The organism is Bradyrhizobium sp. CIR48 (assembly GCF_014198315.1).
GTDB lineage: Bacteria > Pseudomonadota > Alphaproteobacteria > Rhizobiales > Xanthobacteraceae > Bradyrhizobium.
This window is the reverse complement of record NZ_JACIHG010000001.1, coordinates 578,134-591,599: the sequence shown is the minus strand read 5'-3', so window position 1 is coordinate 591,599 and position 13,466 is coordinate 578,134. Positions and strand designations below refer to the sequence as shown.

Below are 13,466 nucleotides of genomic sequence, written 5' to 3'. Positions count from 1 at the left end.
CAGGCGGAGGCACGACTGCCTCCATTTCGGACAAGACGGGATTTGCTAACGAAACCTTACCCGAGATTGAATTCCAAAAATCTCAATAAGGCTTTGAATTTATGTGATTATTCCAGATCTCGACAACCGCGACCGAAATGCCCGCGTATCGGCGTTTTCCGGCGACTGTGCCTGCCCGGCAACAGCATTCCGGCGGGAAACGTCTATAGTCCGGACATCAGATGCCACGAACTTCAGTGCGCTCGCGCTGCTACACAGACCAAGGTTGGGGATTTTTATCATGAAGAAGGTTTTGCTCGCTCTGACCGCGGTTGCCGCGATGACCGGTTCGGCCTCGGCGGCCGATCTCGGTGCCCGTCCCTACGTGAAGGCCCCGATGCCGGCGCCCGTCGCCAACTGGACCGGTTTCTACGTCTTCGGCGGCGGCGGCGGCGGCCTCTCCAATGCCGACCAGCACGTCCAGACCACTGTTGGTGCGGTTCCGCTGACGATCGACCAGCGCCAGGGCGGCTCCGGTTGGTTCGGCACCGTCGGCGCCGGTTACGACTGGCAGTTCAGCGGCACCTGGGTCGCCGGTGTGTTCGCTGACGGCCAGTTCGGCAGCATCCGCGCCACCATCCAGGATCCGATCGTCGGCATCACCGGCAACCAGAAGCTGGAGACCTCCTGGGCCGCGGGCGTGCGCCTCGGTTGGCTGGTCGCCCCGAACGTTCTCTCCTACGTCAACGGCGGTTACTCGGGCGCTCACTTCGGCCAGACCAACTTCACCACGCTGGGCGGCACCCCGGCCGGCATCCACCTCAACAGCTACAACCGCAACGGCTGGTTCGTCGGCGGCGGTGTCGAGAACAGCCTGAACATCTTCGGCGTCTCTTCGCCCGGCTGGTTCATGAAGACCGAGTATCGTTCGGCCTTCTACAACGCCAAGACCTCGAACGAGCTCTTCGACGGTACCAACGCGCTTGTCGGCCGCGACATCCGCGCCAACAGCTGGAACCAGACGATCTCGACCTCGCTGGTCTACCGCTTCAACTGGACCGGTCCGGTCGTCGCGAAGTACTGATCCGAACGCAAGTTCAGACGTCAAAGCCCCGGCATCGCCGGGGCTTTTTCGTTATGGGGCTCCCCTCGCGCGCTAGCCTGCAGCAGATCCGCCTGGTGCGGAATGGCAGCTCGGTCCGCAACCGGCGCGGCCACGATCGCGGCGGCTGGAAGCGTTCCTGCCACGGACATGCGTCCTCCTGCGGCCCTGCATCGGCGGCCATTGTATCTGAACTGAAGCTACGGCTAGTCTGGTGCCAAGCTTTCCTGACCGTGGCGATCGATGCCGCGGGTCGCGACGGAAGCGGACCGACGGGGAGGAATGCATGCGCAGATTTCTGCTTGTAGCAGGCCTGTTTGCCCTCGCCGTCGGGCTGCTCTGGATCGGACAGGGCACGGGTACGGTGCCCTGGCCGCGATCGAGCTTCATGGTCAACCAGCTGCATTGGGCCGGCTATGGCGCCGCCATGGCCGGCTTCGGGCTGGTGCTGATCTGGCAGAGCAACCAATAAAAGAAACCAGGGAATACAAGCATGACATCCAGCCGGTTCGAGCTCCGCGGCAAGGTCGCGGTCGTAACAGGAGGCAATGGCGGCATCGGGCTCGGCATGGCGCGCGGCCTTGCCGATGCCGGCGCCGACATCGCCGTGGTCGGCCGCAACGAAGCCAAGTCCAAAGCAGCGGTCGAAGATCTCAGGCAGCGCGGCGTCAAGGCGATCGCGGTTGCGACCGATGTCACCGACAGGGCCGCGATCGAAGCCATGATCGCGCGCGTGGTGAAGGATCTCGGGCGCATCGACATCCTCGTCAACAATGCCGGCATGAGCATCCGCAAGCCGCCGCACGAGCTCGAGCTCGACGAGTGGAACAAGGTGATCGACACCAACCTCACCAGCGCCTTCCTGTGCTCGAAGCTCGCTTATCCGGCTTTGAAAGCATCAGGCAACGGCAAGGTGATCAACATCGGCTCGATGATGTCGATCTTCGGTGCGAGCTTCGCCACCGCCTACGCGGCAAGCAAGGGCGGCATCGTGCAGTACACGCGTGCCTGCGCCAATGCCTGGGCGCCCGACAACATCCAGGTCAATGCGATCCTGCCGGGCTGGATCGACACCGACCTCACCCGCGGCGCACGGCAGCAGGTGTCGGGATTGCACGAGCGGGTGCTGGCGCGCACGCCTGCGGGGCGCTGGGGCGACATCGACGACTTCGCCGGCATCGCCGTGTTCCTGGCATCGCCCGCATCGAACTTCGTCACGGGCACCGCGATCCCCGTCGATGGCGGCTTCTCGGTGATGGCCTGAGGCCACACCTTCCGGCCATTCAGCAACGCAAAAAAGAAGCCCCGGACAAGTCCGGGGCTTTTGAATTTATGCAGTGCTTTTTTTGATCGTTGGTCGCGTTGCGTCGTCGACGTGCTCAGTAACGGGCAATGACCGGTGCGTCGAACTTGTAGCTCGCGCGGACGACGGCCCATTGGATGTCGCGCGGCTTGGCGTCGAAGGTGTAATTCCCCGAGGTGCCGCCGAGCTGATAGGTCTGGCTGCCGAAGGCCGCGTAATTGTATTCGAGGCCGACGATCCAGTTGCGGGTGACGCCGTATTCCCAGCCGGCGCCGACGGTCCAGCCGTTGGCCCAGTGGGTCTGTCCGCCCGAGCCCGACACACCGACGGTGTCGCTGACCGACAGACGGTTGTTCGCGCCGGCATAGCCGCCCTTGACGTAGAAGAGGTTGTTCTGCACGGCGAAGCCGGCGCGGCCGACCACGGTCGCGAGCACGTTGGTGCGCCAGGAGAACACGTCGTCGCCCGCACCGAACGCGGTGTTCGTGAACGAGCCCTTGTTGTCGAGGCCGGAGATCGTGCCTTCCATGCCGAACACGTAGTTATTGGCCTGCCAGTTGTAGCCGATCTGGGCGCCGCCCATGATGCCCGCGCTGCGCTGACGATAGCCCTCGCCCGGGACGAGATCGCCAAACGGCGCACCGATCCCATTGTTGATGAACTGCTGGTTGGTCCATGCGCCGCCGATGTGGCCGCCGACATAGAAGCCGGTCCAGTTGAACAGCGGCTCGACATAAGCGGGCGCCTTCGTGTAACGCGCACCGAGATCGGCGGCGGAGGCAGCGCCGGTCGAAACCAGAGCGGTCGTGCAGGCGAAGGCGGCAATCAATTGGTTACGCATGGTACAACCCCGTGTCCTTTGATGGACGCACGGTCACAGACGGGTGTTACTAAAATTCGAATCAACAGAGTTAACGCAGCGCATGGGCACGCGCAGATTCCTGAATCCGTCGGCGCTGTTGCACGCCCGCAACGCCACATGCGCGATTTAACGCGAAATTATCCCTGCCGAACTCCTGCGCTACGATGACGGCGCGGTCTTCGAATGCACGTGCTCAGGCCGCACGCCGAGCGCAAGCAGGCGCGCCGGGATGCCCTGCAGCCATGGCAGCGCAGTGATGAGACGCACGATCAGCGGCACCCTGAGCGGCCGATCGCTCCCCTGCAAGGCGCCGCTGATGATCTTGTTCTGCACGATCACCTGCATGCGCTGCGTCATCTTCACCGGGAACTCGCGGCGACGGCGCACGGCATCGAGATCGCTCTCGGACGGGCAGCCGTGCTGCATCTTGTCTGCCAGCAGATTGGCGGTTGCGACTGCATCCTGCACGGCGAGATTGACGCCGACGCCGCCGACCGGAGACATCGCATGCGCGGCATCGCCAATGCAAAGCAGTCCCGGCCGCGTCCAGCGCGCCATGCGGTTGATCGCGACGGTCAGCAGCTTGACGTCGTCGAAGCTTTTCACGTCGGCGATGCCGGAGCGAAGGATCGGCGCCATGCGCACGACGTCGTCGAGCAGCGCCTGCAGTCCCCTCGCCTTCACCGCCTCATGCTGTCCCTTGGCGATGACATAGGCGCACTGCCAATAGTCGCCGCGGTCGAAAGTGATCATCATCTTGCCGGGCTCGACGCGCGCGAACACGCTTTCCGTCTCGTCGGCCTTGCGGCCGGCGCGGAACCACAGCACATCCATCGGCGCGCCGATTTCCTCGACGACGAGGCCGGCGCGCTCGCGCACCGTCGAATGCCGGCCGTCGCAGGCGATGGTGAGATCGGCTTCGATGTCGATGATGCCGTCGGGCGTTTTCGCCCGCACGCCGGCGATCGTCTCGCCGCGGCGGATCAGATCGACCGCCTCAGTGCTCATCATCACCTCGAGCGAGGCAAAGCGCCGGCCGGCCTCGCGCAGGAAATTCAGAAAGTCCCATTGCGGCATGAAGGCGATGAAGGGGTATTTGGTGTGGAGCCGGCTGAGATCGGCGATGCGCACCGGTGTGCCGCCGAACAGGCCGTCCATCTTCTGCAGGCGCTGATGCGGCAGCTTCAGGAAGCCGTCGATCAGACCGAGCTCGTCCATCACCTGAAGCGTCGAGGGATGCACGGTGTCGCCGCGGAAATCGCGGAAGAAATCCGCATGCTTCTCGAGCACCGCGACCTCGATGCCGGCCCGCCCCAGGAGATAGCCGAGCATCATGCCAGCCGGCCCGCCGCCGACGATGCAGCAACGGACTTTTTTCGTCCGGTTCGGTTGTTGGTCGGATGTCATTGCAGCCACGATCCGCGATGCGAGTCTCGATCAAGATATGGCGGGCAATGTAACGCCGATTCCGGTCGAATGGCGCTTGAATTTGGCTGTGCGATCTCCAACGCCGGCCGCTCAGATCGCACCAATCCTTGCGATCCGGGAATAAGCGGCCCCCCTGCTGTTATCAGCAGATAAGACCCTAAAGGGCATCAAAGGCCCGCACTGCGCGGGCCCTTTCATGGACGGAAGCCAAACTATTTCTGATCCTCGTTGCTGGTCCCGGTCCCCGGACTGCCGATCGGCAACCCGTTCGGTGCATGACCGACACCTGCGTTACGTCCAGCTTGCGCGGCCGCTGGCGAGGTGCCGTTTGCAGTCGGGGACTGAACGTTCGGACTGTTCAGGCCGGTGTTGGTGTTGACGTTGGCACCGGTGGTGGTGCCATGAATGCCCATTCCCGAAGGAGCCGACGGCCCCGAATTGGCGCTGCTGGTTGAGGTGCCCATTCCGGCACCCGAGCTGGCCGCAGATCCCGCGCCGCCGGTCCCTGTACCGGCCGCGGCACTGCCACCGCCAGCAGCACCACCGCCGCCTCCGCCAGCACCCCCGCCTCCCTGAGCAAAAGCGGTCGTCGAAAGCGCAGCGCATGCGAAGGCGATGAGGATGGACTTGCGGATCATGGATTGTTCTCCCTGGTTTGGTGGACAATCCAGCGACCCAATGAGTTGTTCCTTCGCCTGGGTGAACACGGGTCCGCTGTCCTTGGGGAACGCCCACAATCCCGCCGTGTATTGGTCCCCTTGGGGGCCTAGACGTACCATGTCACCGCCCAATCTCCTTGAGCAAGGCACGGCGTTTGTCGTGAAGTTCGCGGAGATATTGCTTATTCGAACGCTGCGTCTCCTGCCACTCGATGCGATCTTCAGCGGTCCAAAGGAAGGACTCGCGTTCGAAGCGAGCTATCTCGGCCTCATCGAATTCCTTATAAAGCTTGATATCACGCTCCACCTCTTCCAGTTGTTCCTGGATCGTTTTTGGCATCAGCCGTTCCCCCGGCCTAGCCTCCAGCCTGATCCAGTCTTCGGCTCAAATTACGGGGTTAGCAACAGAGGTTTGCTCGGTTCGGTGAGCTCACGCATTGATAAAGGCTATTGCGTAAGATTTTCTGTATTGTTGCCGGATCCGAGCCTCGCTGCGAGAAATCCGCTCCCTCGGGTCACCACCCTGCTTTGACGGCTGCGCTCCGGCCAGCGAACGCCGTCAATCACTACTGCCGGTTCGCACTCCGAAAGCTCTTGATCTCCGAGACGCTGCCGTCGCGATAGGTCAGCTCCACCGAGACGGACTGCGTGGCGGGGGTAAGCTTCATGTAGAGCGGCATGCCGGCGGTGATCGCATTGGGGTCGCGCATGTCGCAAGCAGGCATCTTCAGCACCTGGTTGGGCACGGCAGTGTCGATGCCGATGCGCACCTCGCGGATGGCGCAGCGGTAAGACACGAGGTGCGTGTAGTAGACCAGCAGCCCGTTGAACTCGCGGAACGACAGCCAGCTCGTCGACGTCATGTCGAGGATCTTGCGCTGGTCGCGGATCAGCGCGGCCTCGGGATCGAACCTGATCGGGAACGGTCCCTGCATGTCGCCGGATTGATCGACATAGCGGACCTCGATGGTGCCGGCCGCAGCGTCCGGCGGCAATTCGATCGACGGGTTAGGCATCCGCTTGCGCGTGCGCGGATCGAGCGTGTCGATGAAGCCGGTCTCGCGGAAATCGCCCTTGCCGGCCATGCGCCAGGAAATGCCGAGCGTCGGGTCGGCGAACGAGAACACCACGCTCCAGCCGCCATTATGCCGCGAGAAGCTCGCGATCGGCGCGTTGAGGGTCTCCTCCTTCGGCAGTTGCGGCACTGACACCGGCGGCAGCGCCGCGAGCTTCTGCGGCGGCGGATCAGCCGGCCGCGCGACGGCGTCCTTCGCCATGCCGCTGAGGAAGACGTCGTCGACCATCTGGTCGAAATAGACCGGCACCTGCCTGTGCTTGACGGTATCGGCCATCTCGCTGACGGCACGGCGGGTGCGCTGCGCCACCTGCACGAGGTTCTCGCCGGGCTGAAGCAGCTCCTTGGCGAAGGTGCGCGTGAACACCGAATTGGGATTGGCGTCGTCGTTGGAGAGGCGGTCGAGCGCGGTCTGGCGGGGACCGGCCGAAAACACCGAGAACACGCCTTCAGGCAGCTGCACCATCGGAGCAAGCCCGCCGCCACCGGCCACCGCGCGGGTACCCTTGCGCTCGAACGGGTTGTTGCGGCAGGCATCGAACACCAGGATCGAGGTCCGCGCCTTCTTGTTCTGGAGGCGCTCGACGATTCGGTCGGCCAGGATCGAGGCGTCACGCACCAGCTCTTCCTGCCCTTCGGTCGCCGCCGGCACGTCCGTCGGCAGCAGGTAGTTCTGGCCCGCGATCTCGAAGCCGTGGCCGGCGTAGAAGAAGAACGCGGTATCACCCGGCTCGATCGCCTTGTCGAAGGCGAGCAGGGTCTCGGAGAATTGCTGCCGGCTCTGGTTCTCTGCGACCATCACCGAGAAGCCAAGCTGCTTCAGCGTATCGCCCATGGTGCGGGCGTCGTTGACCGCCTTGAGCAGCTTCGGCACGTTCCTGTAGTCGTTATTACCAATGACGAGCGCGACGCGCTTCTCGGCATAGGCGGGAGCTACGAAGCCGCTCAGGCTCGCCGCCAGGCCAAGGGCCGCCAGAATTCTGAAAAGCCGACGCGTCATCGCAAAATTCCCGTTGCAGAACGGCGCTAGGCCGCTTCCCTCGAACAGCAGTTCATTGGACCCCCTGCCGCTGTGTGATAGTCGGCCCAGACGTAACGAGGGTTCAAGGGCCCGGGCCCCGGTTCCACGATCTGCCTATGGCAGATTGCGCTGGAATCTGCTTTTTCTTTGGCATCAGGCAAACGCGCTCGAAGCGAGGGGGCTGCCGTGTATCGCTGGTGTACCGACGAAGTCGAGCCGCAGGATCGCTTCGATTATTGGCGCGAGGTGCGCTCCAAGGGATTGTTCGGCGTCACCGCCGAACTCGAGCGCGAACGGCGCGCGGACTTTTTCGGCGAATTCTCGCTGCGCCAGCTTGGCGGCGCCGGCCTCGTCGAGCTGAAGGCCTCGCAATATACGGTCGAGCGCAGCAGCTCCGACATCGCCTACGCACCCGGCGACAGCATCTGCGTCTACCAGCAGCTCGGCAGCGGCGGCTGGTTCGGCGGCATGCGCGGAAACGACTTCGCGATCGCCCCGGGCAGTTTCGCCACCAGCCATACCGACCTGCCCTACCGCACAGCGCCGCTGGGCGCCGGGGGCTTCCATTTGCGGATCCTGAAGATTCCGGTCAGCGGCATCCCGGCGCAGGACAAACGCATGCGCGAGCTTGCGCCCCGGACGTTCAGCGATCCCACCCTGGCGCCCCTGCTCGGTGCCTGCTTTGCCGAGCTCGGCGAAGCCTCCGCGGATCAGGGCGCCAGCGATGCGACCTCCCTCGTCCAGGCTCTGGCCCATCTGGCGCTGATCGAGCGCGGCATCGTCAGGCCCGGCAGCCGGCGCGGACAGGCCGCGCTACGGACCGCCCGCCTCTCGCGGGCCCGACGCCTGATCGCGGGCCAACTGCAAAACCCGGATCTGGCGCCGACGATGGTGGCCGACGAGCTCGGCGTGTCGGTGCGCCACCTGCACATGCTGTTCGAGACCGCGGCGAAGAGCTTCTCGCAGACCGTGACGGACGAACGCCTGAAACAGAGCCGCCGCCTGATGCGCGAGGCACCGGAGCGGCTGATCGCCGACATCGCGACCTCTTGCGGCTTCGAGAGCCTGGCGACCTACTACCGGGTCTTCAATGCCGCCTATGGCATGGCCCCGGGTGACTTCCGGGCGCAGGGCTCGGATAGGGGTTAGCCGTCGTTTTGGCGGCTCCGGCCGGAGCGCGGGGCTGGGCGGAAAAACCCCAGTTGCACCCGCTATTTGGTAAAAACCTCAGGTTTTTTAGGACCTTCCCGCGCCCGCTCCATTGACTTTGGCCGATTCCCGCCTATGTTCCGGGGCGACGCGGCTCAGATCGAAGACCGATTCCTGAGCCTGGCGCTTTGTTCGCGTGAGTCAGCACCCCCAGCTTCTTTGAGAGCGCGCCGTTTCGGGGTGGAACGCGACAGCCTTTATTACCCTCGATTCCGAACGGCGGTTTCGACCAGAGGCTCAATGTCCTTTTCAGATCTCGGACTGTCCGAAAAAGTCCTCGCCGCAGTGGCGGCCACCGGTTACACCACCCCCACCCCCATTCAGGAACAGGCGATCCCCCACGTCCTCGCACGCAAGGACGTGCTCGGCATCGCCCAGACCGGCACTGGCAAGACCGCGGCCTTCGTGCTGCCGATGCTCACCATCCTCGAAAAGGGCCGGGCCCGGGCGCGGATGCCGCGCACGCTGATCCTCGAGCCGACCCGCGAGCTCGCGGCTCAGGTCAAGGAAAACTTCGACCGCTACGGCGCCGGCCAGAAACTCAACGTCGCGCTACTGATCGGCGGCGTTTCCTTCGGTGACCAGGATGCCAAGCTGACGCGCGGCGTCGACGTGCTGATCGCCACCCCCGGCCGCCTGCTCGACCATACCGAGCGCGGCGGCTTGCTCCTCACCGGGGTCGAGCTGCTCGTCATCGACGAAGCCGATCGCATGCTGGACATGGGCTTCATCCCCGACATCGAACGCGTCTGCAAGCTCGTCCCGTTCACGCGACAGACGCTGTTCTTCACCGCGACCATGCCGCCGGAAATCCGGCGCATCACCGAAGCCTTCCTGCACAATCCGCAGAAGGTCGAAGTGTCCAAGCCTGCCACCACTGCTGTGACCGTCACGCAGTCGCAGGTGCCCGCGGGGCGCGAAGCGCATGAGAAGCGCGAGTTGCTTCGCCGCCTGCTGCGCGAGGCCAAGGACCTCAAGAACGCGATCATCTTCTGCAATCGCAAGCGCGAAGTCGCCATCGTTCACAAATCGCTCCAGAAGCATGGTTTCAGCGTCGGCGCACTGCACGGCGACATGGACCAGCCGGCCCGCATGGCGGCGCTCGAACAGTTCCGCAAGGGTGAGCTCCCCCTCCTCGTCGCCTCGGACGTTGCCGCCCGCGGCCTCGACATTCCCGAGGTCAGCCACGTCTTCAATTTCGACGTCCCCCACCATCCCGATGACTACGTCCATCGCGTCGGCCGCACCGGCCGCGCTGGTCGCACCGGCACCGCGATCTCGATCGTGACGCCGCTCGACCAGAAGTCGATGGTGGCCATCGAGAAGCTGATCGGCCAGAGCATTCCGCGCGCCGAAGGCGACTTTGAAATCCACGCCGAAGCCTCCGATGGGGCCGAGCGTCCGCGCGAGTCGCGTGGCCGCGAACGTTCACGTGGCGGACGCGGCAAGCCGCAGCGCGGCCGTGATCGGGAGCGCAGCCACGAGCCGCGCGAGGCCCGTGGCGAAACGCGACATGCTTCCGAAGCAAAGAGTTCTTCGGAGGCAAGACAGCCCGCTGAAGCAAGGCATCGTTCCGACGACAAGCGCAGGGCCGAGCCGCGTCACGACGCGCGACAGCAGTCCAATAATTCGCATGTGCCGTCGATCGGCCGTCCCGAGCCCCGCCGCCAGCGCGAGGCCGACAGCGAGCCGGGCGATCACTCGCATCTGCCCGCGTTTCTGCTGCGGCCGGTTCGCTCCTCCCCCGCCGGGGCCTGAGGCGCGAGGCGCCCCAGGTTTCGGTTGAGCAAAGCCGCCCCACAATTTTTTAGATGCATTCGTGAACGTATATTTACGGGGTGTTCACGATCGTCCGTTAGCCTACGAACATAATTTAAGCATTGCTGCGGTCGACGGCGCACCGACCGCTGTGGGGTATGTTCCGTGGTCAAGGTTCTCGACGAACACGAACGCACGATAGCGTTCGCCGAGGTAGCGCTCGGGCAGATCCGATCGCTGCGGCAGACGGCAATTCCCCGCAACTATGAGATTTGGTACGTCTACGCCACTGGCTACAACGCGCCTCTCAACAAGATCGTCAACGAGACGCTGGCGCGCAGCGGCAAGCTGACTGAAGCCGATCTCGAGCAGATCTACGAGACCTATCTCTCCCACATCAAGACCACCGACCGTATCGACAAGGTCGGCGCGCGCGTCATCGGCGAGATCGACGACGTGATGAAGGTCTTGAGCGATGCACTCGGCATGACCGGCTCCTACGATGCCAGCCTGTCGCGGGCCACCGAGAAGCTGGCGTCGGCCAAGAACCGCGAGCAGGTCAAGGCGATCGTCGAGACGCTGCTGCGTTCGACCAGCGAGATGCGCGAGACCAACAAGACGCTGGAAGACCGGCTGACGCTGTCGAAGAACGAGATCAGCAATCTCCAGCAGAGCCTGGAGGCGATCCGCGCCGAGAGCCTGACCGATCCGCTCACGGGCCTTGGCAACCGCAAATATTTCGACCGCATGATCGACATGGCGGTGCAGAGCGCCCTCGCCTCGGGCGAGCCGCTGTCGCTGCTGCTGTTCGACATCGATCATTTCAAGTCGTTCAACGATTCCTACGGCCATCTCACCGGCGACCAGGTGCTGCGGCTCGTCGGCCTGTCGCTGAAGCAGACCATCAAGGGCCAGGATATCACCGCGCGCTATGGCGGCGAGGAATTCGCGGTTGTGCTGCCCAACACCGCGCTGCGTCAGGCTCTCACGGTGGCCGACCATATTCGCCGCGCGGTGATGGCGAAGGAATTGAAGAAGAAATCGACCGGCGAGATCCTCGGCCGCGTCACCATCTCCGTCGGCGTCTCCATGCTCAAGCCGGGCGACGACACCGACGCGCTGATCGAGCGTGCGGATGCCTGCCTCTACGCCGCCAAGCGCAACGGCCGCAACCGCGTGATCTGTGAAGCCGATCCGGAATACGCGGTCGAAATCCACAGCCGGGTGGCGTAGATTTTCAAAGAGCTGCCGTAGGGTGGGCAAAGGCGCCTGAGCGCCGTGCCCACGATCTCGGCATGATTATTTCGAACCGTGGGCACGCTTCGCTTTGCCCACCCTACTGCATCGCCGCTTGACATTATTCCGTGGCGAACAAAATCTGACACGACAACATTGGCCGTCTGCACCCGAGCCCGCAAAGGACTTGTCGTCGTGCCCAATCCCCATGATTTTCACACGCCGCAATCGTCCTACACCAGGGATGAGCTGCTGAGATCGAGCGACGGCGGCTATTTCGGCCCCGGCAATGCGCAATTGCCCGCGCCGCCGATGCTGATGATGGACCGCATCACGGAAATCAGCCTGGACGGCGGCGAATTCGGCAAGGGCCATATCGTCGGCGAGCTGGACATCGTGCCGGACCACTGGTTCTTCGATGCCCATTATTGCGGTGACGCGATGATGCCGCCGACGCTCGCACTGGACGCCATGTGGCAGATGGTGGGGTATTGGCTCGGCTGGTCAGGCTCACCGGGCAAGGGCCGCGCCATCGGCGTCGGCGAAGTCGAGTGCACGGGCGCCGTCACGCCGGAGACGCGATGCGTGCGTTACGAGGTAGCCATGAGGATGGTCAGGCGCGGCAAGCTGGTGCTCGGGATAGCCGACGGCCGCGTGCTCGCCGACGGCATCTGCATGTTTACGGCGAAGGACATGATGGTCGGCCTGACCAAGGCCGCAGACTGAGCTCTCGTAGGGTGGGCAAAGGCGCGCACAGCGCCGCGCCCACAATCTGCGCATGATTATTTCGAACGGTGGGCACGCTTCGCTTTGCCCACCCTACGGACCGTCTTCTTGACTGGCTTCTTCGCCAACCGCTTCTTTGCAACGGACTTCTTCGACGCAACCTTCTTCGGCCGCGTCTTCACCTTGGCGCGCTGGGCGGCGGCGAGTGCCGCCGTCGCCCATTGCGCGAGCTCGGCGGAATCGTCGAACAGGCGCGCCGGCAGTTCCCAATAGGAGTTGACCACCACGGTCTTGGCGCGGGTCGAATATTGAAATGGTTTTGAGCCTTCGGCTTCAAAGTCCGGGATCGTCACCTCGTCTGCGCGCAAGAACAGGCCGGCACGCAGTGAGAGCGCGAAGTTGATGCCGTCGGCGGAGATGCCGTAGCCGGAGAACATTTTTCGGATGGTGACGGGGCCGAAATCGGCGAACAGGTCGATCAGGAATTCGCGGTCCATGGCCCAACTAACTCCCTAGTGTCGTCCCTGCGAACGCAGGGACCCCAGCGCGAGCGCTTCGCGCTCGTCGCGATAACCACAGGGAGGAGTTTAGCGAAGACTGTTAGTCGTGCCAGCTCCGGTACTGGCACCTTCCGCTCAAGATAGATCCACGCGGTATGGGTCCCCGCGTCCGCGGGGACGACAGCGGAGTGCTTAGCGTGAGCCGGGCCTACCCGTCGATCTTGGCCGGCCGCAGCTCGACCGACTCGCCGCAGCCGCAGGCGGAGATCTGGTTCGGATTGTTGAAGACGAACTGGGCCTGCATCTTGTCGGCCTTGTAGTCCATCTCGGTGCCGAGCAGGAACAGCACGGCCTTGGGATCGACCAGGATCTTGACGCCCTTGTCCTCGACGACCTCGTCGGTCGGGCGGACGTCGTGGGCGTATTCGACCGTGTATGACTGGCCGGCGCAGCCGCCGTTCTTCACGCCGACGCGCAAGCCGACGATCTCGGAATCGGCGCGCTGGGTCAGCTCGGTGATGCGCTGGGCAGCAGCGTCCGTCAGCCGCATCACCTGCGGGCGCGGCCGCCGCGGCTTCGGAGTGGATGCTGGTGTCGCCTGGGTCATC

14 protein-coding genes are annotated in these 13,466 nt (G+C 64.0%); 7 read left to right on the top strand and 7 right to left on the bottom strand.

Going from position 1 to position 13,466, the window contains the following annotated elements:
• Nucleotides 1–280 precede the first annotated feature (280 nt).
• The 3 genes from GGD66_RS02910 to GGD66_RS02900 all read left to right on the top strand — a co-directional run bounded on the left by GGD66_RS02910 (nt 281) and on the right by GGD66_RS02900 (nt 2,345).
• Nucleotides 281–1,063 carry an outer membrane protein gene (locus GGD66_RS02910; protein WP_018323049.1) on the top strand — a complete coding sequence of 261 codons (783 nt, stop codon included), beginning with the start codon at nt 281–283 and terminating at the stop codon, nt 1,061–1,063.
• Between the two features lie 304 nt (nt 1,064–1,367).
• Entirely contained in the window at nt 1,368–1,553 is a 186-nt protein-coding gene (locus tag GGD66_RS02905) for a hypothetical protein (protein WP_028144810.1), read from the top strand.
• 21 nt (nt 1,554–1,574) lie between these two features.
• Complete coding sequence (locus GGD66_RS02900; RefSeq protein WP_018323047.1) at nt 1,575–2,345, top strand: SDR family NAD(P)-dependent oxidoreductase; 771 nt, start codon at nt 1,575–1,577, stop codon at nt 2,343–2,345.
• Between the two features lie 115 nt (nt 2,346–2,460).
• Here GGD66_RS02900 and GGD66_RS02895 read toward each other — a convergent pair whose 3' ends face one another.
• The 5 genes from GGD66_RS02895 to GGD66_RS02875 all read right to left on the bottom strand — a co-directional run bounded on the left by GGD66_RS02895 (nt 2,461) and on the right by GGD66_RS02875 (nt 7,408).
• Nucleotides 2,461–3,225, bottom strand: a complete 765-nt coding sequence (locus GGD66_RS02895; protein ID WP_183256833.1) for an outer membrane protein — start codon at nt 3,223–3,225, stop codon at nt 2,461–2,463.
• Between the two features lie 180 nt (nt 3,226–3,405).
• Entirely contained in the window at nt 3,406–4,653 is a 1,248-nt protein-coding gene (locus tag GGD66_RS02890; protein ID WP_183256832.1) for an FAD-dependent oxidoreductase, read from the bottom strand.
• Between the two features lie 233 nt (nt 4,654–4,886).
• Entirely contained in the window at nt 4,887–5,312 is a 426-nt protein-coding gene (locus GGD66_RS02885; RefSeq protein ID WP_183256831.1) for a hypothetical protein, read from the bottom strand.
• A 142-nt stretch (nt 5,313–5,454) separates the two neighbouring features.
• Nucleotides 5,455–5,673: a hypothetical protein gene (locus tag GGD66_RS02880; protein ID WP_092258552.1), complete on the bottom strand. Its 219-nt coding sequence runs from the start codon at nt 5,671–5,673 to the stop codon at nt 5,455–5,457.
• A gap of 226 nt (nt 5,674–5,899) precedes the next feature.
• Nucleotides 5,900–7,408: a caspase family protein gene (locus GGD66_RS02875; protein ID WP_183256830.1), complete on the bottom strand. Its 1,509-nt coding sequence runs from the start codon at nt 7,406–7,408 to the stop codon at nt 5,900–5,902.
• A 207-nt stretch (nt 7,409–7,615) separates the two neighbouring features.
• On the opposite strand from GGD66_RS02875, the gene GGD66_RS02870 reads away from it, so the two are divergent.
• The 4 genes from GGD66_RS02870 to fabA all read left to right on the top strand — a co-directional run bounded on the left by GGD66_RS02870 (nt 7,616) and on the right by fabA (nt 12,358).
• A complete protein-coding gene (locus GGD66_RS02870) occupies nt 7,616–8,578 on the top strand; it encodes a helix-turn-helix domain-containing protein (protein ID WP_183256829.1) in 963 nt (320 codons plus the stop codon).
• Between the two features lie 300 nt (nt 8,579–8,878).
• A complete protein-coding gene (locus GGD66_RS02865) occupies nt 8,879–10,396 on the top strand; it encodes a DEAD/DEAH box helicase (protein WP_092258561.1) in 1,518 nt (505 codons plus the stop codon).
• Nucleotides 10,397–10,561: 165 nt separating this feature from the next.
• Complete coding sequence (locus GGD66_RS02860) at nt 10,562–11,629, top strand: GGDEF domain-containing protein (protein ID WP_183256828.1); 1,068 nt, start codon at nt 10,562–10,564, stop codon at nt 11,627–11,629.
• A gap of 198 nt (nt 11,630–11,827) precedes the next feature.
• Nucleotides 11,828–12,358, top strand: a complete 531-nt coding sequence (gene fabA, locus GGD66_RS02855) for a bifunctional 3-hydroxydecanoyl-ACP dehydratase/trans-2-decenoyl-ACP isomerase (protein ID WP_183256827.1) — start codon at nt 11,828–11,830, stop codon at nt 12,356–12,358.
• Nucleotides 12,359–12,414: 56 nt separating this feature from the next.
• Here fabA and GGD66_RS02850 read toward each other — a convergent pair whose 3' ends face one another.
• Nucleotides 12,415–12,855 (bottom strand): TfoX/Sxy family protein, encoded by a 441-nt coding sequence (locus GGD66_RS02850; RefSeq protein ID WP_183256826.1) that lies wholly within the window; start codon nt 12,853–12,855, stop codon nt 12,415–12,417.
• Nucleotides 12,856–13,066: 211 nt separating this feature from the next.
• Nucleotides 13,067–13,465, bottom strand: a complete 399-nt coding sequence (locus GGD66_RS02845; protein WP_018323036.1) for an iron-sulfur cluster assembly accessory protein — start codon at nt 13,463–13,465, stop codon at nt 13,067–13,069.
• Nucleotide 13,466 lies beyond the last annotated feature (1 nt).